This window comes from Streptococcus gallinaceus (assembly GCF_040545695.1).
Classification (GTDB): domain Bacteria; phylum Bacillota; class Bacilli; order Lactobacillales; family Streptococcaceae; genus Streptococcus; species Streptococcus gallinaceus.
Window position 1 is genome coordinate 182475 of record NZ_JBEPMK010000003.1, and the last position, 26845, is coordinate 209319.

Below are 26845 nucleotides of genomic sequence, written 5' to 3' on the forward strand. Positions count from 1 at the left end.
GAGACCGTATAAAACTCGATTAATTAGAATTGAACTTTTATCTTGCTCACTCATTTTAATAAGTCTATTATAACTTGCTTCCTCTGTCAAAAACACTCAAACTTTGTCACAGTTTTTGTGCCAAGATTTTTTTGTCACAAACATACAAAAAAACCAGACCGTGTCTGGTTTCTATTTATTTCTTAATATCATCCGCAGCAACATCTTCTCCGAACCATTTGTCAGAGATTTTTTGGAAACTGCCATCTGCATAGAGTTCTTTCAAGGCTTTATTGATATTGTTAACCAAGGTCTTATCTGCTTTTCGTGCACCGACTGCAAAAGCCTCACTGTCATAACCAGCATCTAAGACATTGTAGTCTGCAAGTATTCCTTCTTCTTTCAAGTAATAATTTGCATAAACGCGGTCAATCAAGAGTCCATCAATCCGATCATTTTGCAAATCAATCAAGGCTTCGTTAAAAGTTGAGTATTGCGTTGCATCATTGTCTTTGACGATGTCTTTGAGAATGTCTGCTTGATTTTCAAAAGCCGTGTAGCCAGACGAACCAGCTTGGGCTCCCAAAACTTTACCCTTCATAGCCGCCACTGTATCAATTTTTGAAGACTTTTTCGTTACCAAGACTTGAGCATTGGCCATGTAATTATCCGTAAAGAGCACTTTCTTCTCGCGCTCAGCTGTAGCAGTATAGCCGTTCCAGATGAGCGCGATGTTGCCATTACTGAGTTCTGTTTCTTTCAAATCCCAGTCAATTGGCTGCCATTCAACTTTGACGTTATATTTGGCAAAAACCGCTTCTGCTAGGTCAATATCAAAGCCGACATTTTTTCCTGACTTATCTTCATATCCCATTGGTACAAAGGTATTGTCAAAACCAATCGTAACTTTTTTAGCAGATTTAATGCTGTCCCAACTGTCTTTTTTCGTTTCCGTTTTCTTGCTCGTTCCACAAGCTGTCAATGCAAGACCTGCAAGAAGCACAGTCGCTCCTAGTAACATTTTTTTCAGTTTCATAAGCAAACTCCTAGTGTTTTGGTTCAATTTTGATGATCTGGTCTGCAATATTTTCTGCAAACTGCATATCATGAGTGACAACAATCTGAGTAATTCCCGTGTCCTTATTTTTGAGGATAAGATTTTCCACTTCCTTACGCAGCTCAGGGTCAAGCGCTGAAGTCGGCTCGTCATAACCGATAATCTCTGGGTCAATCATCATGGCACGCGCCAAGGCAACCCGCTGCTTTTGCCCACCTGACAATGAAAATGGATAGGCAGTCGCATGATTAGCCAAGCCCAATTTTTCCAGCAACTTCTTAGCCTTTTTTTCTGCCTCGTCAGATGACAAACCCATGGTCTTAATCGGCGACAAGGTCAAGTTTTCCAAGACAGACAAGTGCGGGAAGAGTTGAAAATCCTGAAAGACAAAACCAAGTAAGTTTCGTTTTTCTAGCTCATCCAGTGACAATTCCTCACCGTTGTATAAAATCTGGCCTTCGTCGATTGTCTCTAGTCCAGCTAGCATACGGAGCAGAGTTGTCTTTCCGCCACCAGATTGCCCCACGATGGCAATGATATTCCCCTCAGGAATCAACAAATCATAATGAGAGAAAATCTGTTTATTGCCAAATTTCTTAGATAGATTTCGTAATTCTAACATATTTCCTCCTATTTGTAATAATCAAACTTCTTCTCGATCCACTTAGAACCAAGTGTAGTGATTCCAATCATGATGAGATATATTGCTCCTGCAATGAACATCGGTGCCAGACTGGCATCACGGTTGGCTGCTGTCTTACTAACCTGCAAGAGGTCTCCAACACCAAGGATGTATACCAGAGAGGTATCCTTGACCAAATTGATGACCTCATTGAACACACTCGGTAAAACGATTTTCACGACTTGTGGCAAAATAATGTAACGTATGGTCTGCAGGTGAGTAAATTTCAATACCTTGGCCGCTTCATACTGACCTTCAGGAATCGCATCAATCCCTCCGCGGAAGATTTCTGAAAAATAAGCCGCATAGTTGAGCGTGAAAGCGATAATGACAGCTGGCATCCGGTCAAAGGTCACTCCAATCGTTGGCAACACATAATAAATGAAAATCAACTGCAAGAGCAAGGGCGTACCACGCATAATCAAAACATAGAGATTAAGCAACCAGCGTAGGGGCGGAAAATGAATCCGCATCAAGAAAGCGACAACTGCACCCAATGGCAAGGAAAGCACCAAAACCATACAGAATACTTGGATTGTCACCCCTGCACCACTCAATAATCTCGGTAATACATCTAAAATATAATCCATAATAACCTCTTCATTTTATACAAATTTTATTATATCACACTTCTCTCATTTTTTGTATATATATGCAAAAAGAGAGCTGCTGCTCTCTTTGGTTTTCTATTCAACGGTAACTGCTTTAGCAAGGTTACGAGGCTTGTCAACGTCCAAGCCTCGTTGAAGTGATGCATAATAAGCAATCAATTGTGTTGGAATAACCATCGAAATACTTGATAGGTAAGGATGTACGGAGTTCAAGACGAGGTCATCTCCCTCACGTTCGACACCTTCTTCTGCAATTACTAGAGTATGAGCGCCACGTGATACTACCTCCGCGATATTTCCACGTGTATGGGCTGCAACTTTTTCATTGGCAGAAAGGAGAGCGATAACCGGTGTTCCCTCTTCAATCAAGGAAATAGTACCGTGTTTCAATTCACCAGCTGCGAAACCTTCTGTTTGGATATAGGAAATTTCTTTCAACTTCAAGGCTGCTTCCATGGTTACGTAGTAATCATTTCCACGTCCGATGTAGAATGCGTTGCGTGTGGTTGCCAATAATTTTTCAACTTTTTCTGCAATCACGTCTTTTTCTGACAAAGTAGACTCGATTGACTGAGCAACCAATGACAATTCGTGTACCAAGTTAAAGTCAAGTGCTTCCTGTTTGCCATTTGCTTCACCGACAGCTTTTGCGAGGAAGGCAAGGGAGGCGATTTGTGCTGTATAGGCTTTAGTTGAAGCCACGGCAATTTCTGGTCCTGCATGAAGGAGCATGGTGTAAGTTGCTTCACGAGAAAGAGTTGATCCAGGTACATTGGTAATGGTCAAACTTGGAATACCCATTTCATTTGCTTTTACCAATACTTGACGGCTATCAGCCGTTTCACCTGATTGGGTCAAGAGGATGAAAAGTGGTTTTTTGCTGAGCAGTGGCATGTGGTACCCCCACTCTGAAGCAACACCCAACTCAACTGGTGTATCTGTCAAGGCTTCTAGCATGTTTTTAGAAGCAAAACCAGCATTGTAAGAAGTACCTGCTGCCAAGATGTAAATGCGGTCTGCGTCTTGAACTGCCTTGATAATGTCCGCATCAACTGTCATATTGCCTTCTTCATCAGCATATGTCGAAATCAACTTACGCATAACAGTTGGCTGCTCATCAATTTCTTTGAGCATGTAGAAAGGATAAGTCCCTTTACCAATATCAGACAAGTCAAGTTCAGCAGTGTAGCTACCACGCTCAATAGCATTTCCATCGTAGTCCATCACTTGAACACTGTCTTTTTTCACGATAACCAATTCTTTATCGTGGATTTCCATATATTCGCTAGTCTCACGGATCATAGCCATGGCATCTGAGCAGACCATGTTGTAACCTTGGCCAAGACCAATCAAGAGTGGTGATTTATTTTTAGCGACGTAAATTGTCTCTGCATCTTCTGCATCAATCAAGGCAAAAGCATATGAACCTTGGATGATATGAAGAGCTTTTTTGAAGGCTTCTAAAACTGACAAGCCATCTTCTACAAATTGACCGATCAAATGCACAGCAATTTCAGTATCTGTTTGACCTTTAAGGCTGTGACCTGCAAGGTAGGTATTTTTGATATCCAAGTAGTTTTCAATCACACCGTTATGAACGAGAACAAGACGTCCTGTTGCAGATGTGTGCGGATGCGCATTGTCTTCGGTCGGTTTGCCGTGAGTTGCCCAACGTGTGTGGCCGATACCAATCGTATCTTCTGTATGTTGACCAACTTTTTCTGACAAATCAGCAATACGTCCAACTGACTTGACCAAACGACCTGTACCAGCTCCTGTTACGAAGATACCCGCAGAATCATATCCACGATACTCCAGCTTTTCAAGTCCCTGAATCAAAATTTCCGTTGCATTTGTATTTCCTACAACACCAACAATCCCACACATATTTATTACCTTCAACCTTGAGGTTGCTTTCGTTTCTTTTTTTAAATTGGTCTAGTTCATTTAAAACTCTTTAGACCCGAACGATTACAGTATATTACAAGTTTTTTTACTTGTCAAGAAATAAATTGGTATAGTCTATTTTTGCAAATAGATATCTAAAAAAGACTAGCATTACTCTGCCAGTCCTGTATCGATAAATCCAAATTGCTTGAGTGGGCTGATACGGAAAAAGACTTGCCCGATAATATCTTTTTTGGCAATTAAGCCAAATTGGCGACTATCTCGCTTGTCTGCACGATTGTCATTGAGCAAAAGATATTCATTTTTAGGGACAGAGACATGCTCACCTTGCGTCAATGTTGCAATGGTCATATCTTCTGTATAGTATTCCGATTTATTGGTTCTCTTTAGATAGTTTTCGTCAATGATTTTATTGTTGCGATAAAGGACATCGTCCATATAAGTGACGGTATCGCCTTGCGCCGCAACAATGCGTCCGACATACTCTTTTCCATCAACTTGATAGAGAACAAAATCTCCATAAGTAATATCTGAATTTTTTGAAGCCAGTACGACACTATCTTTTTTCAAGTATTGATTGTCCATTTGACCATTGATTGTGACTGGTTCAAAAAACCACACGCGCAACACCACGAATCCCACTACCAACAATAGTCCTACTACAATCTGCGTTATCAAATCTCGCTTTACCATAATCTCTCCTAAACATTTCCTTTCCTAACATTATAGCATAATCTTCGAGAAAAATCTCAGGCCTTTTCCCCTAATAAATGAGAAAACACTGTCTGTGCCACTAGCTGATTTCCCAAGGGTGTGAGGTGCAGACCATCACTATAATAGGCTTCTTTCCCATCCGTTAAGGGATAAAGATTGATAAAGGGTAGGTCAAATTCTTGGGCAATTTTCGGAATAATCTCTTGCAATTCATCTCTGATAATGACGTTATTCAGCCCAAATCGACTGGTTGGCACAAAGGGTGGCACGACCAAAAAAACATCTGGATGACTTGGTAAGTTTATGTAACGCTCTACCATTTTTCGGTACTCGCTGACAAATCTTTCCTTATTCCAATAGGGACCTCGACTGTCATTACTGCCAATCATAATGATAACAATATCCGCATCGCTTTCTAAAGAAAGTTGTGCATTTTTTTCATTAAAATAAGGAAAATCAGCTGTTGATTGCAAGGAACGACCGCTAAGCCCAAAATTGCTAACTTGATAATGACTTCCTAGCAAATCCGCTAAAATAGATGGGTAGGCATCTTGTTCCCGATTTTCCAAGCCATATCCGTAAGTTAAACTATCACCAACTGTCGCAACCTTTATGGCTCCAGCTCCCTTGACAAGGACATCTGGATACATCACATCTGTCATTTCTCTCTCCTTAAAAAATAAAACGATGACTTCATTATAGCAAAATCAGTTCTAAATGAGCGAATTTTTATTTTGGGAAATCTATAAGTGAAATTCATCTAAGATAGGAAAGCATTTTTTGATGATAAATATATTTTTTAGAAGAACATTGACTCCCATTATGATGATAATGATTAAGAAAAAATTTTAATCAAAAATACCGGGTTTTAAATACAGGTTCTTATTGGTATTACGTTCATTTTATAAAAAAAGTAATAGACATGCTTGAAAACAGACATAGATTCAAACAAGTTGTAAGCAATAATTGAATTTATCAAGTTTTATTTATCAAATTTTCGTCTGTCTCAAACAAGTCGGAGCATTTATTCTCTTGATAAGAGAGGTCAAGTTATTCCTGTTTTGTTTATTGTGAAGGACTTCTACTTTTCAAAACTAATTATATTTAATAACTTATTTTTCTTTTAAGCTATCATCTAATCCTCCTACGATGGGATCCAAAAAGTATTCTAGTACAGTTCTACTTCCCTGTTTGATTTCAAAACTCCCTGATAATCCTGATTTCAACTGAACACCCTTTGGGAGTTTTTTCATTATCGGATCAATCACGATTTCATAGACCATCCCATGACCTTCTACTTTTATAGCTGTTGAGCCAATACTACTAATCTGACCCGCTATGGAGCCGTAGTCAGCATAAGGATAAGCAGATAGCTTAATTTCAACAGCATCACCAACAGCCACATCAGCCATATCCTTATCAGATAAATATCCGGTAAATGTATACGGAACATCATCAGGCAGCAAGACTGCAACTGGCGAAGATTGAGTTAGCAACTCTCCTGTATGGTGTTGGGCCAATGAGAGGACCCTACCATTAATAGGAGCTTTCAAAATTAAGTGCTCCATTTGGTATTTTGCTTGTTCTAAAGACACTTTCGAAAGACTTAGTTTGTTTTCGAAAGTGAGAATTTTTTCTCGTATCATTGCCGCGTACTGATTACGAATTGTTTCCCCCTCCCGTCTCCATAACTCTTGGTAATAAGTCTGTTCACTAATAATAGCATCAATGCTAGAACGCTCTCCTTCTTTATAGCTGGATAAGTCTAGCGTTTGAAAAACATCGCTTATCAGCTGTTGATAGACGCTTATTTGCGTCTCAAGTTGTGAGACTTCCTGCTGTATCTGCTGGACTTGAGTAGAAATAACCGTCTGATCCAAACTCAAAATTGTCTGTCCTTTTACCACACGGTCACCTTCTTTGACATGAACCAAGTCAATAAATCCAGTGGATTGCGAGTAAAGTTTTGAAGACTCTTTGCTAGGCTGTACGGTTCCTGTCCCCCTGACAACTATATCAATACGCGAAACTGATGCCCAGATTCCAGTTACAATAACTAAAGTGAAGATTGTCAAAACAATTACACTTCCTGCGATGTGGCTAGGCCGCTCTATAATTTCAAGTAAAGAGGGCATAAAATCATAGCGCAACCGTTCTTCTTTCATCTGGCTCGTTCGTTGAATATAGCGACTCAGCATACTTTCTTTCTTATTATCCAGCATCAACCTCTCCTTTCACCTGCTTCTCATATAGAGAAGCATAAAGCCCTTTTTGCTTCAGCAAATCTTCGTGACAGCCAAAAGCATCTATTCTACCATTATCAATCACCATAATCGCATCCACATCACGTAAGGTGGATAGTCGATGCGCAATCATGATTACTGTTCGACCTTGACAGATAGCCTTGAGATTTTGTTGGATAATACTTTCTGATTCATAATCAAGAGCCGAGGTTGCCTCATCAAAAATCAAAATAGGTGGATCTGCAATAATTGCACGTGCAATGGCTAAGCGTTGTTTTTGACCACCCGATAAGCCTTGCCCCTTTTCTCCGACTATCGTATCGTAGCCATTTGGCAAAGCCAAGATAAAATCATGGGCTCCGGCACGTTTTGCTGCTAAAATAACCTCTTCTACACTAGCTGTGGGATAGTGGATGGCAATGTTATCTCTCACTGTTCCATTAAAAATAAAATTTTCCTGTAAGACAACTCCGATTTGCTTACGCAATTGTTTTGGATCTAATAAAGAGGTGTCCATACCATCAATCCGTACTCTGCCCATCTCCGGTCGATAAAGGCCTTGAATCAACTTTGCAATAGTGCTCTTGCCAGAACCGCTCCGACCAACAACTCCAATCATACGACCAGGTTCTATGGAAAAACTTAGTTGCCGCAAGATTTCTGGTGTATTCAGACGATAACGAAAAGTGATGTGATCAAACTCAATACTTCCTTGGAGTCTCAGTACTTGACCTTTTGCGGAACTTGCCTCAACTTCTCTAGGAGAATTAAAAATATCTCCTATACGTGTCACAGATAGTGAGGCTTGTTGGTACTCTTGCCATAGTTGGACCAAACGCAATACTGGACCACTAATGCGACTAGAAAGCATACGAAATGCGACAAGTTGACCAACTGAAAATTGTCCTGCCATTACCATCTGTGCTCCAATATATAGAACAATTAAGTCACACATTTTCTGTATATATTGGGCGATTGTGCCTGATGTCCCTGCTAACATGGCTGTCTTGTAACTGGCTTTGACATAGTCTGCCTGTAGTTCTCCCCATTTGCTTTCAAACTTAGGCTCTAAAGCGAACGATTTCACCGTTTGTACCCCTTGAATGGACTCTACAAGAAAGGAGGAAGTCTGGGCTCCTGCATAAAATTTCTCATCTAACCGTTTCCTAAAAAGTGGTGTTACAATCAGTGACAGGATGATATAAAAGGGAACCGACGCAACAACTACCCAAGATAGCGAAGTACTATACAAAAAGAGCACTACCAAATACACCGTGATAAAAAGACCATCAATTAAAGTTGATAAAGGAGTACCTGTTAGAAATTGTCGGATGTGATTTAACTCCTGAACCCTTGCAACTGTCTCACCAGCCCGTCTACTTTCGAAATAGGATAAGGGGAGTGAAAATAAATGTGCAAATAACTTCGAGCTCAGTAAGACATCAATTCTATTGGTTGTATGTGTAAAAAGATAGTTCTTGGCTAGAGACAAGATAAGCTCAAAAAGGTAGACTAGACCAATTCCCAAAGCTAAAACATAGAGTGTAGCAAGTGTCCGATGCGACAAAACTTTATCAATGATGACTTGTGTCATAATAGGAGTCAATAGTCCCAAACACTGCACAAGAAAGACTGCTAAAAGAACTTGAACAAATTCCTTTTTAAATTTTAAAATAGTAGGAATGAACCATCGGAAGCTAAATCGTGCCTGCTCACTAGCGCTTTCTCCCTTTTTAACCATCCAAATGCCGTCTCCCTCCCAAATCTCCCATAACTCTTCCTGGGACAATACCCTAGGAGTTGTCTCTGCTGGAAAAAGGGCGACAACAGATTCTTCTCGATAGGCCAACATTAAAAAGAAATCTCCATCTTTGCCTTTGGCTAGGTAAGGTAGGGTTGAGACAGTTTTTTTCTTCCATTTTTTCGGTGTCACCCTTGCTAACTTACATTTTAACCCGTAGTACCTACCGATTTGAAGGAGCAAAACTTCCCCCCTCGTTTGAAATTGTTCCGCCAATTCCGTCAGCTCAACTTGGTTCGTACTGATGTCCTTGAGTTTTGAAAAAATTAAAAATGCGGTTAGTTCTGAATATTCATTCTTTGTCATTGTTCTCCCATCATTTGGATGAGCAAGGAGACTTTCCCCACTCATCCATTTTTCTTCATTATTGTACTTCTACGCCCCCAATGTAAACTGCTCTGTATAGAGTTCCTCAGTTGCTATAAGATTTGAGTTCAGAGTATCTGGTGCTGCATTCCTATCAGGTAGGCTTGATAGGAGTTGAGTAGCTAGTTGAGCTTTGTAGGCCGCCTCTTGATCAGCTACTGACAAGTCTGTAGGCGCCATACCGTCAGCCACTATCTCAGTGTTTCCTGCATCTTCTAGCACTGCCCTAGCTCCCCGTACTTGGTCTTCAACAGAGAACGCCTTTGCCTCCAAAGATGCTGGTGTCACATTTAGGGTCCAATCTGTCTGATTGATCACAGCTGTGCTCTGGTCCGCAAAGAGCATTGACACATCACGAGCAGATGAGGAGGAATGGTAGTTGGACAAGCGAATGCTATCCGTTTCCGAGCTACTAAGTACCAAGTCGGATCCCTCCCGAGAGACACGAAGAGCATCTGCGCTAATCCCACTTTGGAAGGATACGGTCGTATGACCTGAGCTATCTGAAATCCGGTCCTTACCGTGACCACGACCGAAGACATAGATATCATCTCCGTCTCCACCATACAGGTTATCATCTCCTGCACCACCAATGATAGTATCATTACCTGAGCCTCCATTAATGGTGTCGTTACCATCTTCACCATAGAGAGTATCGGCACCATTGGAGCCGTTGAGGGTGTCGTTGCCAGCGCCTGCTCGGATGGTCCCTCCGTCAGATAGGATCAGGTCTATCGTTTCATCCGCAGCCGTCCCTGTTAAGTTGCGGAAGATAGAATCTTGATTATCAATTGTATGCACAGTTCCATCTGAGAACTCTAGAATCACTCTACGGTGTGTGGAATGACTAGCGAAATAAGCGATCGTTAACTAGTCTCCACTAACCTGATTCATCAAGACAATGTGCTGACCATTTCGACGAACGAGGAAGTCGGAAGCCACGATGTCATCGGTAAACCGAATAGTGCTCGTACCATACTCGTCATAGAGATAATCCTTACCATGACCGCGACCGAAGAGATAGACATCGTGGTCATCCTTATCATCGCCACCTTTGAGAGTGTCGTCGCCTGCACCACCAATGATAGTATCATTGCCTGAACCGCCATTGATGGTATCATCGCCGTCTTCGCCATAGAGAGTATCGGCACCATTGGAGCCGTTGAGGGTGTCGTTGCCAGCGCCTGCTCGGATGGTCCCTCCGTCAGATAGGATCAGGTCTATCGTTTCATCCGCAGCCGTTCCTGTTAAGTTGCGAAAGATAGAATCTTGATTATCAATTGTATGCACAGTTCCATCTGAGAACTCTAGAATCACTCTACGGTGTGTGGAATGACTAGCGAAATAAGCGATCGTTAACTGGTCTCCACTAACCTGATTCATCAAGACAATGTGCTGACCATCTCGACGAACGAGGAAGTCGGAAGCCACGATGTCATCGGTAAACCGAATAGTGCTCGTACCATACTCGTCATAGAGATAATCCTTACCGTGACCGCGACCGAAGAGATAGACATCGTGGTCATCCTTATCATCGCCACCTTTTAAGGTATCATCTCCTGCACCACCAATGATAGTATCATTGCCTGAACCGCCATTGATAGTATCATCGCCGTCTTCGCCATAGAGAGTATCGGCACCATTGGAGCCGTTGAGGGTGTCGTTGCCGGCGCCTGCTCGGATGGTCCCTCCATCAGATAGGAACAGGTCTATCGTTTCATCCGCAGCCGTTCCTGTTAAGTTGCGGAAGATAGAATCTTGATTATCAATTGTATGCACAGTTCCATCTGAGAATTCTAGAATCACTCTACGGTGTGTGGAATGACTAGCGAAATAAGCGATCGTTAACTGGTCTCCACTAACCTGATTCATCAAGACAATGTGCTGACCATCTCGACGAACGAGGAAGTCGGAAGCCACGATGTCATCGGTAAACCGAATAGTGCTCGTACCATACTCGTCATAGAGATAATCCTTACCGTGACCGCGACCGAAGAGATAGACATCGTGGTCATCCTTATCATCGCCACCTTTTAAGGTATCATCTCCTGCACCACCAATGATAGTATCATTGCCTGAACCGCCATTGATAGTATCATCGCCGTCTTCGCCATAGAGAGTATCGGCACCATTGGAGCCGTTGAGGGTGTCGTTGCCAGCGCCTGCGTAAATAAGTGATTTTTCTGCAGTTACGGTCAGCGCTTCTCCACTGTCATCCCCCACAATTGCCTGATTAGTCGAAAGGGCTATTTGCTTACTGTAAATAGCTGATTGAGAACTATAGTAATCTCTAAATTCTTCCCACCCTTTTACTCCATACCTACTAAGGTAATGAAGAGTTCCTGCATATTCACCTATTTTTTGTACAGTTTCGGATTCATCCATTACTGTCGCTAGAGCTTCTTTTACTTGATCAAGACGAATCATTTTTTCGTTTTGGTCTATCATAACGAGTACTTCCTGCACTCTCGTTTGAAGCATTAAATCATGGTAATACATTTGAAGGATTTCTTGATAAGCTGTTTCCAGTTGTTTCGCAGCATTTGCATTGGGTTCCGCGCCATTCTGACCGATGAACTTTCTGCCCATAAAGGCTTCTACGACTTTCAACTTCTTCGCACTAAATCGACTACCGCGGCTATTGTCTGCGATATCAGTAGCACCTGCGATGATTTGCAGGATGGACTCAATCTGTTGCTTCCGAGTCTTGGCATCTTCGGTCACCTTAAAGGTTGCCAGCATATCTCGTAACTGACCACTAGTATCCATAGCAATTGCGGTATGCAATGACGGAAGGGCACCATGGGATGCTGTATTTGGAAGTTGGGCATCATCTCCCACTAGGCTACCTTTATTGTGTTCAATCGTATTGTGGGTCTCTGTCTTCACCCAGTATTCTGCGATGTTCAACTGACTACCATCAACCTTGGTAAAGGTTGCAGTATTTCCAAATGTTACTCCTGTGTCAGACTCTTCTCCAAATTGACTATATTCTAGTTGAATAGACTGAATACCCGCCTCTTTTAGACTAACCAGTTCGCCGTCTTCTGTCTGGGCATTTCCGTTATCCTGCCAAATGAGGAGTTTGCCAAAGTCCACATCCTCACTTGAAATAAGGCCATCCTGGTTACTATCATACTCTCTCAGGGCTTCAAAGCCATTCTTAGCATACTGACCGTCCTTGAGACGGGTCTGATCACCAAAGACTTCGTTTCCATCATCTATGATGCCGTTTTCATTTTTGTCAATTACTAACATGGCATCATCACCTGATATCCAGTTCATCTTTTCTGCAAATCCATTCTGATCCAAATCAAAATGAGCTCCTTGACCCAGGGTTGTCGGATGGAAACCATTGCCAGCCATATCTAAAATCAGTGGATCAACCGGTGCAGCGACAAGCTCCGATGAGGCAAACAACTGCTGGATTAACTCATCTGCCTTACTTCCGATATAAGATGCAATACCATATCCAATCAGCCCTGCTACCAGGGTCGTTGCGACGAGACCAACCACGCTACCACCTGCGATAACAGCTCCTAAACCTGCCAGCTTAAGGGTAAGGGCAGCTCCCAATTTATTGGTGATACCCCACTCAACACTCCCACCAATGGCCGCTCCTATTGCTCCCTTGGTGTCACCTTTATGGAGATGCTTGTAAACATCGTGTAAGACCAATCCCGCTTCCAAAACATTAAATCCGATATCCATACCACGTAGTAAAGTGTTGGAGGTATTGGTCAGACGTTCATGGTTTTTGGCGAACTCCATGAGTTTGTCGTAGGCGTTGCCCTTCTTGAGGGTTAAGGACTCCCCGATCTTGATGAGGCGCTCATCTGTCTTAGATAGTTGATCTAGGCTGATACCTGTAGCTGTCGCATAGATATTTTTCGCAGTTTCATCCAGGGGCATATCGTCGATATGCTTGAGTAACTGCGTGTATTGCTTATAGGTCCGCTCAGTCGTGATTTGCTCAGGGGCAGTTAGTTTTCTAAAGGCTTCATTCTCGACTAAGTCTGGGTCAGCCTGATACTTTTGTAGCTGGCCAACTGTGACCTCAGGTAAACGGCTATTCGCACTTTTGGTAGAGGCCAAATCCATACTTCCATCAGGATAAATGACCAGCTTGGTATCACTTGCATGCAACGCCTTTGATTCGACCTTCATAGCTGTATTTAGAGCATCATTGTAATGTCGGGTCCGAAGTTTCTGCAAAGCCTCTGGCCTTGTCTTGCGAATATCTAGATTATATAACTTACCCAACTCCACATCTGTAAGCCAGGCAGGATTTTGATGCCGAACCCTAGAGTCGAAGGAGTCTGTCACTTTTTTGGAATCTGCAAAAGTTTCATAGTTGAAAATATCACTGAAATATCCATCCTTGACCCGTAAAAACTCTTGATCCCCAACCTGCCTTTGACAACTGTGCTACTGATTCCGCCTTAATGCGATTGAAGCGCTCCAAGTCGCTGGAAAGACCAGCCAACTCCTCTTTAGGGATGCCATTAATATGAGTAACTCGCTCATTAGCCATCAGTGTCGGAAGCTCCGTCTGGGCGAAGACGCTATTGGCATGGGCATTGCCACCCATCACCACAGCCACATCCCCCTTGGCATGCTTTTGCACCAGCATTTCTGAAATCACATCATCCAAAGACAAGGCCTTGTCTCCGAAAACCGTCTTTTGTCGAGTGTTGTCGGTCCAATCGCCGTGGAGTAATCTTGCAGTATCGCTTTTTATCCTATCTCGAATAACTTTATCTAATTCTAAATCATTTAAGATGTTTTCTGCGACATTGTTGATAAAAGCTAGCCTTCCCTGACTGGCCTGAATGTGTCTACTAACCGATTGAAACATGTGACCTGCAGAAGAAGAATCTGCTCCGGTGAAGCCTCCCGAATAGAAGATAACCCTATTCCCCTCAGGCAAGTCAAATGACATCTGGCGGATCTGATCCGCAAAATCTAGGGCGAACTGTTCTAAATTTGCTTTTGGATTAGGATAATTTTCTACCCATGCAATAATCTCCGCTTTTGTTTTATACATTCGTCTACCTCATCACTCAAATCACTGGAATTGTGATCTCATCACTGTAGGTTAGTGGGAAACCATTCGGGTAAGTGATAGTGTCCTGACTTGGTGTGCCATCTTCATCAGCCTCTATAGCATCTTCCGTATCCTTTATTATTTCAATAATCTTATCTTCTTCATCCTGAACCTCAAAAGGTACTATTATTGATATGTAATAGATTGAAATAACATCACCTTCTTTATAATAGCTATAGGTTAATTTGATAATAGCTCCCTTATAAAGAATAATGTGGATCTCATCTTGAGGACAATCAGGATTTGGGTTATAAAATTGGATAATTAGGCGATAAATCCTCTCGGTTTCAGAATAAATTAAGTAATCCTTCTCTTTTTCCAAAAAATAGCCAACTACTCCATTGATATAGTCTTGTTCTTCTTGGGTTACCCACATTTTTAATTTAAATTCCATTTTGAAACTTCTTTCATTTTTCTTATGCTTTTGTTTTTTTGTGCTATTTTTCTCTTCTCTTTATTGTATCATGTACAAGCAGATAAAAAAATTCTCTATTTTATGCTATAATATTCCTATGAAAAGAGAAATAGTCATTATCGGAGGGGGAATTGTTGGTTCGACAGCCGCGTTCTATCTATCACAAGAAAAAGATTGTCAGGTGACCTTGATTGATGAAGGTACTGGTACGGCGACACGTGCTGCCGCTGGAATTATCTGCCCTTGGCTGTCGCAACGTCGCAATCAAGATTGGTATCATTTGACCGCTAGCGGAGCGGCATTTTATCCGCAACTAATGTCGGATTTGCAAGAGGTTGGATTTTCGAACCCTGCTTACAAGCAGACTGGGACACTGGTCTTTAAAAACAAGGAAAAGCTCCTGAAAAAATTAGAAAATATAGCTCTTGAAAGAAGAGAAAAAGCTCCCATGATTGGGGAGCTTAACCTATTCACTGGACAATCCGTAACACAAATCATTCCTCAACTATCAACGGAGCAAGGTGCTATTTTAGCAAGTGGGGGTGGCCGTGTGGACGGCAATCTTTTGCTAGATCATTTACAAGAAGCCTTTCTGCAAAATGGTGGAAGACTACTCCATGGGAAAGCCGAGTTGATGGATGAGCAGACTATCTCTATCAACCAGCAAGTGCTGAAGACCGACCAAATCATCCTAGCTGTGGGAGCTTGGTTACCACAACTTCTTACTCCGCTAGACTATACTGTGGATGTCCGTCCACAGAAAGGTCAACTGCTGGAAATCGAAACAGACTTTACTACTGATGAGTGGTCTGGTTGCATGTTGCACGGCGAGATTGATATCCTGCCTTTTGAAAATGGAAAACTGGTCATCGGTGCGAGCCACGAAGACGATATGGGCTTTGACTTGACGCTGGATGATGACAAGATTGAAAAAATGAAAGAAACGGCTAGCCAATTCATCCCTGAACTAGCTGAGTTGCCTATTAGCGCTAGACGGGTGGGAATACGCGCCTACACATCAGACTACTCCCCATTTTACGGCAACCTTTCTGACCAAGAACACATATGGGTCGCTAGCGGTCTAGGTTCTTCAGGACTTACATCTGGTCCTTTTATCGGTTGGCAAATTGCCCAAGAAATCCTCGACAAAAATCCCCATTTCGACCGTAGTCCCTACTCACCCAGTAAATATATCAAAAAAATCGACTAAAACTAGTCGATTTTTTTGATGATTATTTAGCTGAGATGGCAGCTTTTGCGATGTAGTTCAATGGTTGGTTGAAGTGTGGCAAGAAGAACAAGTCAAGGAGCGCCAAGCGGTCGATTGTTACGCCTTCTTGGATTGCCAATGAGAACATGTGGATACCCATAGACATGTCTTCACGTGATACCATTTGTGCACCAAGAACTTTACGAGTATCTTTATCATAAACGATTTTCACTGTTACTTCGTGGTTTGCTTCTTCGATGAAGGCAGCTTTTTGAAGGTCAGTTGATTCAACAACAACTGGATTGAAGCCAAAGCGTTTTGCTTTTTCTTCTGTCAAACCAGTTGAAACCATGTTAAGGCCATAGATTGAGATACCGTTTGATCCTTGTACACCAAGTGATTCAACTTCAACACCAGCAGCATTGTGACCAGCTACTACACCTGAACGAAGAGCGTTTGATGCAAGAGCGATGTAATTCACATCGTTAATAGCATTGTCAAATACTGTCGCACAGTCACCAACTGCGTACACGTCTTTGATGCTTGTTTCTTGTTTTTTGTTTACAAGGTAAGCGCCGTTGCGGAATGTTTCCAATTTACCAGCACCAAGAGATGTATTTGGACGGAAACCTACTGCAAGAACGACCATATCAACATCGCGGCTTGTTTTGTCAGTTACGATGCGTTCAACTTTACCGTCGCCTTCGATAGCTTTAACTGTTTCACCAAATGCCAACTCGATACCGTGGTCAGCCATGTTTTTGCTCATCATGTCTGAAAGCTCGCGGTCATAGTAACCAGCCAAGCAAGTATCTACAACGTCGATCAAGATGACTTCTTTACCATGACGTTGGAAAGCTTCTGCTAATTCAACACCGATGTAACCCGCACCAACAACTGCTACGCGTTTGATGTCGTTTGATTTGTCTTCCAATTTATCAATAACTTGTTGTGCATTTTGGAACAATTTAACGAATTGAAGGTTTTCAAGTGTTGCTTCAAACTCAAGTGAGCCTTCTTTGATTTCTGCACCAGCGATTGGTGGCAAGATTGGTTGTGAACCTGTAGCCAAGATCAACTTGTCATAGCTTTCTACGTGTTCTTTACCGTCTACCAGGGCAGTAACTGTTTTTGCATCGTAGTCGATTGCTTGAACTGGTGAGTTCATGTAGATACGAGCGCCTTTTGCTTCAAGCATTTCTTTGTTTGCGTAGAAAAGACCTTCTGAACCAGAAATTTGGTTACCAATCCAAAGAGCCATACCACAACCCAAGAAAGAGATGTTTGAGTTTTGGTCAAAGACAACTACTTCATTTTGTGCACCGTAGTTATCCAAAAGTGTATTGATACTTGAAGTACCGGCGTGGTTTGCACCAACAACAACGATTTTTGCCATAGAAAAATCTCGCTTTCAAAATATTATTTTATACCATACATTATAACTGACTCTGTTACCGATTACAAAAAATATGCTCATTATTTCACAAAATATTTATTTGAGGAAATATCGACAAAAATTCGAAACTTCAACTAATCAGATTCATACCAAAAAACAGAACTTGCGATAGTCCTATTTTTTCCTTATCTTGTTTTTAAAAATTCTACCAATGAGGTCGCTGGTCGGCCCAATACCTTTTCAATATCTGACGAAAGGCCTTCTTGCTCGCTAGCTTTAATGGCTGTGTAGGTCGAAACCCAGCTATCGTATTCCCAGTCTTCAGCTGGCCAGACCTTACGCGATTGGTAGGCTTCTTCAACCGTCTCATCAATATAATTGATTTTCTTTCCCCAGGCTTGCCCGACAACCTGAACAAGTTCTGCCATGCTTAGATTTTCTGGACCAGTCATGTCCAGTGTCTGATTTTCCCATTTTGCAGGGTGTTTCAGGATTTCCACTACCACGTCTGCAACATCTTGGCGCACGACAGCTGAAACCTTGCCTTGTCCTGCAGGTCCACGGACCTCCCCATACTCCTGACATAGTTCGACAAAAAAGTCCATGTAGAAATTATCCCGCAAAAATGTGTAAGTAAAACCATTTTCCTTGATATAATTTTCCGTCTTTGCATGGTCGCGTGAGAGGGTAAAGGTCACCTCATCACTAGCACTATAAAAGGAAGTATAGATGATATGCTTGACCCCAGCTTCCTTAGCGGCATCAATGAGGTCAGAATGCTGTTGGAGACGGTTTGGGTGTTCTTTCCCAGAAACCATAAACAGGGCCTCTACACCTGTCAAAGCCTGGACGGCTTGCGGGCTGTATTCGTAAAAAGCCTGAACCAATTCTGCATTAGCAAAACGAATCGCACGCTCTGGACTGCGTGCCAAGTGACGCGCAACAATTCCTGCTTCTGAGATTTTTTTAGCGACATAGCCACCTAAATGACCTGTCACGCCTGTAATTGCAATAGTTGTCATATCAATCTACCACTACTTTTCCAGTAGTCCTTTCTTTTCTAAATAGGCACGCGCTACATTTTTAGCGGATTTACCTTCTACACCAACTTGATAATTCATTTGGCTCATTTCTTCTTCGCTAATCTGACCCGCCAATTGATTCAGAATCTTTTTCAATTCTGGATGCTTTTTCAACAAAGATTGGGATAAAAGTGGCGCACCTTGGTAAGGTGGAAAGAGCTTTTTGTCATCTTTCAATACGACCAAGTCATATTTGGCGATTTCTGCATCGGTCGAGTATGCATCTGTAATCTGGATATCTCCTGACTGAATAGCTTGATATCGGAGAGCAGGTTCCATAGTGGAAACAGATAACTGGAGCCCATACAAGGATTGCAGGCCTTTGTTGCCATCTTCGCGGTCGTTAAATTCCAAGGTAAAGCCTGCCTTTAATTCTTGCTCGACAGCTTTCAAATCCGAAATCGTCTTGAGCCCATATTGCTCTGCAATTTTCCGAGGAACAACGATAGCATAAGTATTTTGATAGCGCATCGGTTCGAGCAACACTAACTTATCTTGCTTGAGAATACCGTCACGGGCTGCTTCATAGACTTGTTCCGCATCATTTGAGACAGACGGTGCAGGCTGTAGCAAAGATGCCGTGACTGTCCCCGTAAACTCTGGATAAAGATCAATCTTCCCTGACTTCAATGCTTCGTACAGGAAAGTCGTCTTGCCAAAATTCGGCTTCAGGTCAACCTTTAACTTACTACTATCTTGCTCAATCAAGAGCTTGTACATATTGATGAGAATTTCGGGTTCAGGACCCAATTTACCAGCAACAGTAATGATTTCCTTTTCTTGCATTTTTGGGAAAAAGGCTGGCGCGTAAGAGACAGACAGACCCAGAATCAAGACTGCAAAACTAGCAAAAATCGTCCGAGAACGTGCCTTTTCTAAAAATTTTAAAAGGAAATTAAAACCCACTGCCAAAACGGCTGAAGACAAGGCTCCGATTAAAATCAAGCTCGTATTGTTGCGGTCAATTCCCAGCAAAATGAAAGAACCCAGTCCGCCAGCCCCAATCAAGGCAGCCAGAGTCGCCGTCCCGATAATCAATACCGCCGCTGTTCGAATGCCGGACATAATCACAGGCATGGCCAGGGGCAACTCGAATTTCTTCAATCGTTCCCACTTGGTCATCCCAAATGCCACCCCTGCTTCCGTCAAACTAGGGTCCATCCCTGCTAGACCGGTCAAAGTGTTTTGTAAAATAGGAAAAACAGCATACAAGACCAAGGCAGTCAAGGCTGGCAAGGTTCCGATTCCCATCATTGGAATCAGCAGTCCTAAAATCGCCAGCGAAGGAATGGTTTGAATCATTCCAGCAATTTGCAAGATAGCTTCTGCTGCTTTTCGATGCGGACTGAGCAAGATTGCAAGTGGCAATGCCAGTACAATGGCGATTAAAAGCGTCACCAGCGAAAGTTGCAAATGCTGACCAAGTGCTGTGACCCAGTCGCCAAATCGATTTTCAAAAGTTGATACGAGACTAGTCATCCTGACCTCCTCCAAATAAATCTCTCACAAAGTCATTGACAGGACTTTCTAAAATAACTGTCGGACTAGCCAGTTGCACAATCTCTCCCTCATGAAGAACAGCAATCTTATCAGCCAAAAGCAAAGCCTCATCCGTGTCGTGCGTCACAAAAATGGTCGTCATGCCAAATTCCTCATGCAATTCCTTGGTCAACAGCTGTAATTGCTTACGGGAAATAGCGTCCAAGGCAGAAAAGGGTTCGTCCATGAGCAAGATCTTTGGCTGTGCAATAATCGCCCGTAAAATGCCAATTCGTTGCTGCTCACCACCAGATAATTCTTTGGGATAGCGGTGACCATATTCAGAAAACGGTAGCCCAACTTTCTCCATCAAGACTTCCATCCGCTCCTGAGCTTGGCCTTTCTTCCATTTTTTCATCTCTGGAATCAAGAGAATGTTTTCGGCCACCGTGAGATTTGGAAAAAGAGCAATCTGCTGCAAAACATAACCGATAGACAAACGGAGAGCTCGTAAAGGCAGACTAGTTAATTCCTGGCCATCTAAGAATATCTGGCCCGCGCTTGGTTCAATCAACCGATTGACCATTTTCAGCAAGGTTGTCTTCCCTGAACCACTCGGCCCAACCAAAACCATAAATTCTCCAGACTGAATCTGCAACTGAATAGATTTGAGAATATCTCCCTCGCCATAGGTCTTTTTTACATCTTTAAATTCAATCATTTCTTCTCCTTATTTCACAGAAGCTGCCTGTAAATTTTCTAAAATTCGCTCCAGATAAGCCTCGAATTCTCCCATTTCTTCCTCCGAGAAGCCCTTATAGAAAATATCCGCCAATTCCCGACTGACCTTGTCGCCAATTTTCTCCTGAGACCAGCCCAAGTCTGTCAAGCTAACGAATTTTTTCCGCTTATCGAGAGGATGGCTCTCAAAAGCAATCAAGCTTTGTTCCTCCAGCCGTTTTAGCATGCTGGTTAGCGTATTATTAGCCAACCCCGTCTTTAGGGCAATATCCGTAGCCGTCATACTCCCCTGACTAGACCAGAGAGCCGATAAAATCTTGCCTTGCTCACTGCGATACAGAACACCCGGCTCCTTGTTGAGCAGACTTTGGAAAAGCCGACCATTAAGCAAATGCACTCGCATGTTTAAATAGCCACCATTACTTTTTTCAATCATATGCCACCATTTATTTCTATATAGAATTACAACTTGAAACATATACTACCATATGGAACTATTTTATTCAACAAATTGCTACGAAAGTAACTTATTTACATTTTTTCGTATACATTTTTTGTTTTTTTATTTTACAAATGATTTTTCGTATAGTATACTAGTTAGCAAGGAGGACATCATGACCGAACTAGAATTAAAAAAGCTAATTGAAGCAAAATACGGCAGTGTACGTGCCTTTTCGATTGAAAACGACATTCCCTACACAACCATCCGCTCTATCCTTGAACGTGGTATCTTAAATGCCAAAGCAGACACCGTCTTTAAGATTTGTAAAATTTTAGGATTGAAGCCAGAAATTTTTGACAAAGAAACAATGGCTACTCAAGCAACTGCTCAAACTACCAAGAAAACAGAAAGCTATTTCCCAATGACAAAAAAAATCGCATTCGACTCAGAAAAATACCTCAATCTGCAGCGTGACCACATTTTAGAGCGTATCAATCAATTTGAAGGCAAACTCTATCTTGAATTTGGTGGAAAAATGCTGGAAGACTTCCATGCTGCGCGCGTCTTGCCAGGATATGAGCCTGATAACAAGATTAAACTACTCCAAGAATTGAAAGAGCAAGTCGAGATTGTCATTGCCATTAACGCAAGCAATATCGAGCATTCAAAATCACGTGGCGACCTTGGTATCTCTTATGACCAAGAAGTTTTCCGTCTGATTGATAAATTCAAAGACTTGGACATCTTTGTCGGTTCAGTTGTCATTACCCAATACAGCGGTCAGCCTGCGGCAGATGCCTTCCGTAAGCAATTAGAGAAAAACGGTATCCCATCTTACCTCCACTATCCAATCGACGGCTATCCTACCGATATGGACAATATCATTTCTCCAAATGGTCTCGGAAAAAATGATTACATCAAAACCAGCCACAAGCTCGTTGTCGTGACGGCACCCGGACCTGGTTCAGGTAAATTGGCGACTTGTATGTCCAACCTCTACCATGACCAAATCAACGGGGTGACTTCTGGCTATGCCAAATTTGAAACATTCCCAGTTTGGAATTTACCATTGCATCACCCTGTCAACTTGGCCTATGAAGCTGCAACGGCTGACTTGGACGACGTCAACATGATTGACCCATTCCACTTAGAAGCCTACGGTAAAACAACTGTCAACTACAACCGTGACATCGAGATTTTCCCAGTATTAAAACGGATGTTGGAGCGTATCCTTGGCAAGTCTCCTTATGCATCACCGACTGATATGGGTGTCAATATGGTTGGATTTGCCATCGTGGACGACGAAGCAGCTATCGAAGCATCTAAGCAAGAAATCATCCGCCGTTACTACCAAACCCTCGTTGACTTCAAGGCAGAACGTGTACCTGAAACTGCTGTTAAGAAGATTAAACTGCTCATGAATGACATCAACGTAACACCTGCCGATCGCAAAGTGACCGTTGTGGCGCGCGAAAAAGAAGAAACAACTGATCATCCTGCCCTTGCACTCGAATTGCCAACTGGCGAAATTGTAACGGGTAAAACATCCGAACTCTTCGGACCATCTGCCGCTGTCATCATTAACGCCATCAAGAAATTAGCCAATATTGACAAGGCGACTCACTTGATTGAACCTGAATATGTCAAACCAATCCAAAATCTCAAAATTGGACACCTTGGAAGCAAAAATCCACGCCTCCACTCAAACGAAATTCTCATGGCTCTTGCCATCACTGCCATGAATAACGAGGAAGCTCAATTGGCTATGAACCAACTGGCCAACCTCAAAGGAAGCGAAGTCCATTCGACCGTGACCCTACCTGAAGAAGATAAAAATGTCTTCCGTAAACTGGGCATCCACGTGACCTTTGACCCAGTCTACGAACAAGACAAATTGTATAGAAAATAAAAGAGCTGGAACGAAAGTTCCAGTTCTTTTATTTTCTATTTAAATTCGTTTGCAACGTACCAAGACACGCGCTAGCCCACTTTGTGTACAGGTAAAGAGACTCAAATCCCAGTCATCATCTTGACCAGTTCCCTTCGACACCTTGTCTACAGCTGTCGGCTCGATAACCTCTCGATTGGTCACCATGTACTGAATCTTCTCACCGTTCACTGTTTCTAAACTTATTTTTGTGCCTATAGCAATCGTTTGCAAGGCTAAAAAATGGACCGCATTGTCATGACCACACACGACCAAATCATTTGTCAGGTAAGACCCCATGTACCGCGTTGGGTTCTTTGATATCTGCTCAAAACTATAGTCCGCTGCGATAGGAAGATAGAGATTCTTATCTGGAATGGACAGGACACCCATATAATTGGTCTGGTTAATCTTTTCAACAGGAAGCTCTTCATCTGTCGCATCAAAATCCCGTTTCTCTACTAATTTCAAACTAGATAATACATGATCTGAAGCCTGTTTCACTTGATAATTTTCAACCAAATTCCACGCCAACCATGTCATAGAAAGCAGGATACAAAGCAAGCCCAGAGCTAAAAGCAACCGACTTCTTAAGTCTCTCTTCTGCATGCTAGCCTCTTTTCTTTCGAGAAGCATAGATGCAAGCCATCCCCACCACAAACAAGACCGGAATCGGCCACCACAATTGACCTGTAAAGGGAAGCTCCGTCTGTTTCTTAACCTTGCTGTCATCAATCACAGTCGAAGGAGTTGTCTCTTTTTTCAAGCTCATTTTCTCGGTCGCTGACAAAATGTAATTATCATCTGTTGGCAAGGCCACTAAAACTGGACTGAGTGGTTCAAATCCATCCTCTGATTTAGTCTGGATAATGAGATAAACTCCTGCTTCCAAATCTTCAAACTTCGCTCCTGAAAGCGGGATGTCTGCTACTTCTTGCAGCGGGCTGCTAGCGAGGGCAAGTTGCTTTAATTGTTGACTGTAGTTGCGATTGTTGACAGCGATACTGCTTGCGCTTAAGTCCATAGTAGCTGCAACATCGGCAAATACTGGCGTTGAAACCATATTTCCTTCCTGCAGACTGGCAACTTGATACAATTTCAAATCACCACCAGCTCTCACCTCGCCTTCATAAGATTGACTAATCGTGATACTTCCTCTTGGAGACTTGGCAAATACAGCTAGCTGAAAAAAACAAGAAAGAAGGAACACGATTCCTGCTAAATAACTTAATTTTTTGACAGTCATTTGTCTTCTCCTTTTTTGATTTTTTCGACTAATTGCTTGCGTTTCTGTTGCTGTCTCGTTGAGAATAGGAAGAGCATGAGTAAGGATAGAATGAGAGGAATAGCGATAAACGGCGCAATGTAAATTGGTTCAATCTGAATGGCATCAGCCAAAACCAAGGCATCTCCATCTTCATTCGCCACTCGGTGCCCCCGCACCAACAAGCGATGCGTATTGACCCCGTAAGGCGTACAGGTCAATAGAGTCTGGTAATCTTTTCCAGCTTCAATCTGAATATTGCTCAAATCTTGTGGCAAGACCACACGAATCTGGTCAACTTCATAAGTGTAGGTTTCATTGAGAATGTGGACGGTCCAACGATCTCCAACTCGCAATTTATCCAAATCCGAAAACAGTCGCGCTGACGGCAAGCCACGATGACCCGACAAAACGGAATGGGTACCACTCCCACCAATTGGTAGACTAGTTCCCTCCAAATGCCCAATAGACGTTTGCAATACCTCTTCGGTCGTTCCATGATAGATAGGCAGTGTGACCTTGATTTTTGGAATAGAAACATAGCCCATATTACCCGTATTATCAATGGACAGAAGCGAATTGTACCGGCTCCGCTCCTCCTTGTTCATGTGCCAATTGATGCCAGTTTTTGCCATTTCTGCATTATAAACTTCAGCATCTGCTATCATCTTTTGGTACTGGCTAGTATCTAAAGTTGTCACCTTCTCCTGATAATCCATGATAGCCTGCGACTGGTGGAAAGAATTCCAATAATCTGCCACAGACGGATAGCTCAGCAACACCACACCTGCCACGATAATGGCAACCAAAAAGAAGGAAATTGCTTTATCCGTCAAACGCTTTGTTTTTTTCTCTGTCACAATTCCCTCCTCTTCTATCATTTAATTAGTTTCTTGCACGACGACGCGCGATTAGGACAACACTACCACCGATAACAAGAACGGTACCAAGTGTGTAGAAAATCTTCGTTCCCATACCACCAGTTGATGGAAGCTCAGCACCTTGTTTGTTGGCTACTTTAGAAGTGACAAGAAGCGTATCTCCATCTGCTGTATTTTCATCAAATGCCAATTTGACTGCAACTGGTTCTTTCAAAAGATTGTAACCAGCTGGTGCTTCAGTTTCAAGCAATTCATACTCACCCTCATCCAAACCAGAAATAGTGATTGCTCCTTGAGTATCTGTTGTAAATACTTGAGCTGTATCACGACCTACCCAAGTCACATTTTCAGTAGTATCTGCTAACTTCAAATACTCTTCTGTACCTTTTTTACGCAAAACAAATTTTGCAGCTTTCAGTTTTTTATCTGTACCAGCTGCTACTTTGTCAATCGTAATTTGTCCATCATAAACCGTCGCTGACGAACCTTTATCAGTTGTCAATTCATTAGGATTGATATAAGCAGTATTTTTATTGGTATCTGTTTCTGTTGAGCCTTCTGAAGCAGCTTTCAACATTGTTGCTGTATAAGTTACTTTGATAGTTGAGATTGGATTATAGTAAAAATCATCTTTATCCCCAAGTGTAGCAGCTGTTGTTTGATTTCCTACTACATCTCCTGTAGCTGTTGTAGCAGTTTGAGTTGCTGCCCATGGAATTGTCACTGAAAAACCATTATCGGATTGGTTTAAGATATAAGTTGTTTTTCCTGTTCCTTCTGTAAGAACCTGTCCATTGACTTCGACTTTTACAGAGCCTTCATTGAAATCAACACCTGTTGGAAGGGCATCCTTGACAACATATTGGTATACCTTGTTACTTTTAGTATAATATGTTGCGTTTGTATAGTTTAGCGTATAGGTAACGGTTTCTCCAACCGCTTTTACTTTATCGTCTACAGATTTACCTGATTTACCTTGGTTATCCGCATCACCCCATGTAGGTTCATTATTTTTTTCGCGAATAGTTGCATTTGGTGAAGCCGATGTCACCATAATAGTTGCACCATTGTTTGCAGTCGTACCGACATAGTAGTAACCGTATGGTACTGACAACTCTGCCGTACCTGCTGCATCTTCTGTAACAGTATTAGCTGGTGTTTGACCCGCAGATACACTTTTAGCCCACTCGGCGATTTGTGAATCCGTTGCACTATCTTTTTTCGTTACATAAGTTACACCACCATTGGTAGTAAGGGTAAACAATGTATCAAAATTGGCACTTGCTTTATACGTATCTACACGATCTGCTGGAACAGTATAAGATATAGCACCATTATTGATAGCTGGATCAGCCACAGTTGCATCAAAAATTTTGTATGCAGAATATACTGCTCCTTTTTGCGTACTTTCGATAGTTATCGTTCCATTATCCGCCGCAAGTACGGTGCTAGTTGCAGCTGGTGCTAGGCTGCCGAGTGCGATTGTTGACAACAGCATAGTGGTTAAGATTTGTTTTTTCATAGTTTCCTTCTTCTAGTA

General features: G+C 42.3%; 23 protein-coding genes. 2 read left to right on the top strand and 21 right to left on the bottom strand.

Annotated elements, in window-relative coordinates; genetic code table 11:
* Window positions 1–175: 175 nt before the first annotated feature.
* The 12 genes from ABID27_RS05105 to ABID27_RS05160 all read right to left on the bottom strand — a co-directional run bounded on the left by ABID27_RS05105 (window position 176) and on the right by ABID27_RS05160 (window position 14862).
* A complete protein-coding gene (locus ABID27_RS05105; protein ID WP_354280709.1) occupies window positions 176–1015 on the bottom strand; it encodes an amino acid ABC transporter substrate-binding protein in 840 nt (279 codons plus the stop codon).
* Between the two features lie 10 nt (window positions 1016–1025).
* Window positions 1026–1658 carry an amino acid ABC transporter ATP-binding protein gene (locus tag ABID27_RS05110; protein WP_253364266.1) on the bottom strand — a complete coding sequence of 211 codons (633 nt, stop codon included), beginning with the start codon at window positions 1656–1658 and terminating at the stop codon, window positions 1026–1028.
* Window positions 1659–1666: 8 nt separating this feature from the next.
* Complete coding sequence (locus ABID27_RS05115) at window positions 1667–2308, bottom strand: amino acid ABC transporter permease (protein WP_354280711.1); 642 nt, start codon at window positions 2306–2308, stop codon at window positions 1667–1669.
* Between the two features lie 96 nt (window positions 2309–2404).
* A complete protein-coding gene (glmS, locus tag ABID27_RS05120; RefSeq protein WP_253364263.1) occupies window positions 2405–4216 on the bottom strand; it encodes a glutamine--fructose-6-phosphate transaminase (isomerizing) in 1812 nt (603 codons plus the stop codon).
* Between the two features lie 171 nt (window positions 4217–4387).
* On the bottom strand, window positions 4388–4930 hold the full coding sequence (gene lepB, locus ABID27_RS05125) for a signal peptidase I (protein ID WP_354280713.1): 543 nt from the start codon (window positions 4928–4930) through the stop codon (window positions 4388–4390).
* A 56-nt stretch (window positions 4931–4986) separates the two neighbouring features.
* Entirely contained in the window at window positions 4987–5613 is a 627-nt protein-coding gene (locus tag ABID27_RS05130; RefSeq protein ID WP_354280715.1) for a GDSL-type esterase/lipase family protein, read from the bottom strand.
* Window positions 5614–6063: 450 nt separating this feature from the next.
* Window positions 6064–7173 carry a beta-barrel domain-containing protein gene (locus ABID27_RS05135; protein ID WP_354280717.1) on the bottom strand — a complete coding sequence of 370 codons (1110 nt, stop codon included), beginning with the start codon at window positions 7171–7173 and terminating at the stop codon, window positions 6064–6066.
* Window positions 7163–9301 carry a peptidase domain-containing ABC transporter gene (locus ABID27_RS05140; RefSeq protein WP_354280719.1) on the bottom strand — a complete coding sequence of 713 codons (2139 nt, stop codon included), beginning with the start codon at window positions 9299–9301 and terminating at the stop codon, window positions 7163–7165. The genes ABID27_RS05135 and ABID27_RS05140 overlap by 11 nt, the downstream gene beginning before the upstream one ends.
* A gap of 69 nt (window positions 9302–9370) precedes the next feature.
* Entirely contained in the window at window positions 9371–10162 is a 792-nt protein-coding gene (locus ABID27_RS05145) for a calcium-binding protein (protein ID WP_354280721.1), read from the bottom strand.
* A 69-nt stretch (window positions 10163–10231) separates the two neighbouring features.
* Window positions 10232–13528: an SPM autocatalytic domain-containing protein gene (locus tag ABID27_RS05150; protein WP_354280723.1), complete on the bottom strand. Its 3297-nt coding sequence runs from the start codon at window positions 13526–13528 to the stop codon at window positions 10232–10234.
* Between the two features lie 196 nt (window positions 13529–13724).
* The gene (locus tag ABID27_RS05155) at window positions 13725–14303 is read right to left on the bottom strand and encodes a hypothetical protein (RefSeq protein ID WP_354280725.1); all 579 of its coding nucleotides are present in this window, start codon (window positions 14301–14303) and stop codon (window positions 13725–13727) included.
* 121 nt (window positions 14304–14424) lie between these two features.
* A complete protein-coding gene (locus ABID27_RS05160) occupies window positions 14425–14862 on the bottom strand; it encodes a hypothetical protein (protein ID WP_354280727.1) in 438 nt (145 codons plus the stop codon).
* 118 nt (window positions 14863–14980) lie between these two features.
* Between ABID27_RS05160 and ABID27_RS05165 the strand changes: the two genes are divergently transcribed.
* The gene (locus tag ABID27_RS05165) at window positions 14981–16093 is read left to right on the top strand and encodes an NAD(P)/FAD-dependent oxidoreductase (protein WP_354280729.1); all 1113 of its coding nucleotides are present in this window, start codon (window positions 14981–14983) and stop codon (window positions 16091–16093) included.
* Window positions 16094–16115: 22 nt separating this feature from the next.
* Here ABID27_RS05165 and nox read toward each other — a convergent pair whose 3' ends face one another.
* From nox to ABID27_RS05190, 5 genes are all read right to left on the bottom strand, one after another.
* Entirely contained in the window at window positions 16116–17489 is a 1374-nt protein-coding gene (nox, locus tag ABID27_RS05170; RefSeq protein ID WP_253364251.1) for a H2O-forming NADH oxidase, read from the bottom strand.
* A gap of 185 nt (window positions 17490–17674) precedes the next feature.
* On the bottom strand, window positions 17675–18511 hold the full coding sequence (locus ABID27_RS05175) for an SDR family oxidoreductase (protein ID WP_354280732.1): 837 nt from the start codon (window positions 18509–18511) through the stop codon (window positions 17675–17677).
* 12 nt (window positions 18512–18523) lie between these two features.
* The gene (locus ABID27_RS05180; RefSeq protein WP_354280734.1) at window positions 18524–20050 is read right to left on the bottom strand and encodes an ABC transporter permease/substrate-binding protein; all 1527 of its coding nucleotides are present in this window, start codon (window positions 20048–20050) and stop codon (window positions 18524–18526) included.
* Window positions 20043–20771 (bottom strand): ATP-binding cassette domain-containing protein, encoded by a 729-nt coding sequence (locus ABID27_RS05185; RefSeq protein WP_253364248.1) that lies wholly within the window; start codon window positions 20769–20771, stop codon window positions 20043–20045. The genes ABID27_RS05180 and ABID27_RS05185 overlap by 8 nt, the downstream gene beginning before the upstream one ends.
* A 9-nt stretch (window positions 20772–20780) precedes the next feature.
* Window positions 20781–21224, bottom strand: a complete 444-nt coding sequence (locus tag ABID27_RS05190; protein WP_253364520.1) for a MarR family winged helix-turn-helix transcriptional regulator — start codon at window positions 21222–21224, stop codon at window positions 20781–20783.
* Between the two features lie 430 nt (window positions 21225–21654).
* On the opposite strand from ABID27_RS05190, the gene ABID27_RS05195 reads away from it, so the two are divergent.
* Window positions 21655–23142, top strand: coding sequence for a DUF1846 domain-containing protein (locus ABID27_RS05195; protein ID WP_354280910.1), 1488 nt, complete (start codon window positions 21655–21657; stop codon window positions 23140–23142).
* Between the two features lie 39 nt (window positions 23143–23181).
* On the opposite strand, the gene ABID27_RS05200 is transcribed toward ABID27_RS05195, so the two are convergent.
* Genes ABID27_RS05200 through ABID27_RS05215 form a run of 4 tightly spaced genes read right to left on the bottom strand, consistent with a single transcriptional unit; the run spans window position 23182 to window position 26827 of the window.
* Window positions 23182–23769 (bottom strand): sortase, encoded by a 588-nt coding sequence (locus tag ABID27_RS05200; protein WP_354280736.1) that lies wholly within the window; start codon window positions 23767–23769, stop codon window positions 23182–23184.
* 1 nt (window position 23770) lies between these two features.
* Window positions 23771–24406: a hypothetical protein gene (locus ABID27_RS05205; protein WP_253364245.1), complete on the bottom strand. Its 636-nt coding sequence runs from the start codon at window positions 24404–24406 to the stop codon at window positions 23771–23773.
* Window positions 24403–25284 carry a class C sortase gene (locus tag ABID27_RS05210; RefSeq protein WP_354280738.1) on the bottom strand — a complete coding sequence of 294 codons (882 nt, stop codon included), beginning with the start codon at window positions 25282–25284 and terminating at the stop codon, window positions 24403–24405. The genes ABID27_RS05205 and ABID27_RS05210 overlap by 4 nt, the downstream gene beginning before the upstream one ends.
* Window positions 25285–25309: 25 nt before the next feature.
* On the bottom strand, window positions 25310–26827 hold the full coding sequence (locus tag ABID27_RS05215) for a SpaA isopeptide-forming pilin-related protein (RefSeq protein WP_354280740.1): 1518 nt from the start codon (window positions 26825–26827) through the stop codon (window positions 25310–25312).
* Window positions 26828–26845: the final 18 nt, after the last annotated feature.

Excerpts from the sequence above, each read along its gene's own strand:
- ABID27_RS05105 (WP_354280709.1), bottom strand. The coding sequence starts at position 1,015 with ATGAAACTGAAAAAAATGTTACTAGGAGCGACTGTGCTTCTTGCAGGT.
- ABID27_RS05110 (WP_253364266.1), bottom strand. The coding sequence starts at position 1,658 with ATGTTAGAATTACGAAATCTATCTAAGAAATTTGGCAATAAACAGATT.
- ABID27_RS05115 (WP_354280711.1), bottom strand. The coding sequence starts at position 2,308 with ATGGATTATATTTTAGATGTATTACCGAGATTATTGAGTGGTGCAGGG.
- glmS (WP_253364263.1), bottom strand. The coding sequence starts at position 4,216 with ATGTGTGGGATTGTTGGTGTTGTAGGAAATACAAATGCAACGGAAATT.
- lepB (WP_354280713.1), bottom strand. The coding sequence starts at position 4,930 with ATGGTAAAGCGAGATTTGATAACGCAGATTGTAGTAGGACTATTGTTG.
- ABID27_RS05130 (WP_354280715.1), bottom strand. The coding sequence starts at position 5,613 with ATGACAGATGTGATGTATCCAGATGTCCTTGTCAAGGGAGCTGGAGCC.
- ABID27_RS05135 (WP_354280717.1), bottom strand. The coding sequence starts at position 7,173 with ATGCTGGATAATAAGAAAGAAAGTATGCTGAGTCGCTATATTCAACGA.
- ABID27_RS05140 (WP_354280719.1), bottom strand. The coding sequence starts at position 9,301 with ATGACAAAGAATGAATATTCAGAACTAACCGCATTTTTAATTTTTTCA.
- ABID27_RS05150 (WP_354280723.1), bottom strand. The coding sequence starts at position 13,528 with ATGAAGGTCGAATCAAAGGCGTTGCATGCAAGTGATACCAAGCTGGTC.
- ABID27_RS05155 (WP_354280725.1), bottom strand. The coding sequence starts at position 14,303 with ATGTCATTTGACTTGCCTGAGGGGAATAGGGTTATCTTCTATTCGGGA.
- ABID27_RS05160 (WP_354280727.1), bottom strand. The coding sequence starts at position 14,862 with ATGGAATTTAAATTAAAAATGTGGGTAACCCAAGAAGAACAAGACTAT.
- ABID27_RS05165 (WP_354280729.1), top strand. The coding sequence starts at position 14,981 with ATGAAAAGAGAAATAGTCATTATCGGAGGGGGAATTGTTGGTTCGACA.
- nox (WP_253364251.1), bottom strand. The coding sequence starts at position 17,489 with ATGGCAAAAATCGTTGTTGTTGGTGCAAACCACGCCGGTACTTCAAGT.
- ABID27_RS05175 (WP_354280732.1), bottom strand. The coding sequence starts at position 18,511 with ATGACAACTATTGCAATTACAGGCGTGACAGGTCATTTAGGTGGCTAT.
- ABID27_RS05180 (WP_354280734.1), bottom strand. The coding sequence starts at position 20,050 with ATGACTAGTCTCGTATCAACTTTTGAAAATCGATTTGGCGACTGGGTC.
- ABID27_RS05185 (WP_253364248.1), bottom strand. The coding sequence starts at position 20,771 with ATGATTGAATTTAAAGATGTAAAAAAGACCTATGGCGAGGGAGATATT.
- ABID27_RS05195 (WP_354280910.1), top strand. The coding sequence starts at position 21,655 with ATGACAAAAAAAATCGCATTCGACTCAGAAAAATACCTCAATCTGCAG.
- ABID27_RS05200 (WP_354280736.1), bottom strand. The coding sequence starts at position 23,769 with ATGCAGAAGAGAGACTTAAGAAGTCGGTTGCTTTTAGCTCTGGGCTTG.
- ABID27_RS05205 (WP_253364245.1), bottom strand. The coding sequence starts at position 24,406 with ATGACTGTCAAAAAATTAAGTTATTTAGCAGGAATCGTGTTCCTTCTT.
- ABID27_RS05215 (WP_354280740.1), bottom strand. The coding sequence starts at position 26,827 with ATGAAAAAACAAATCTTAACCACTATGCTGTTGTCAACAATCGCACTC.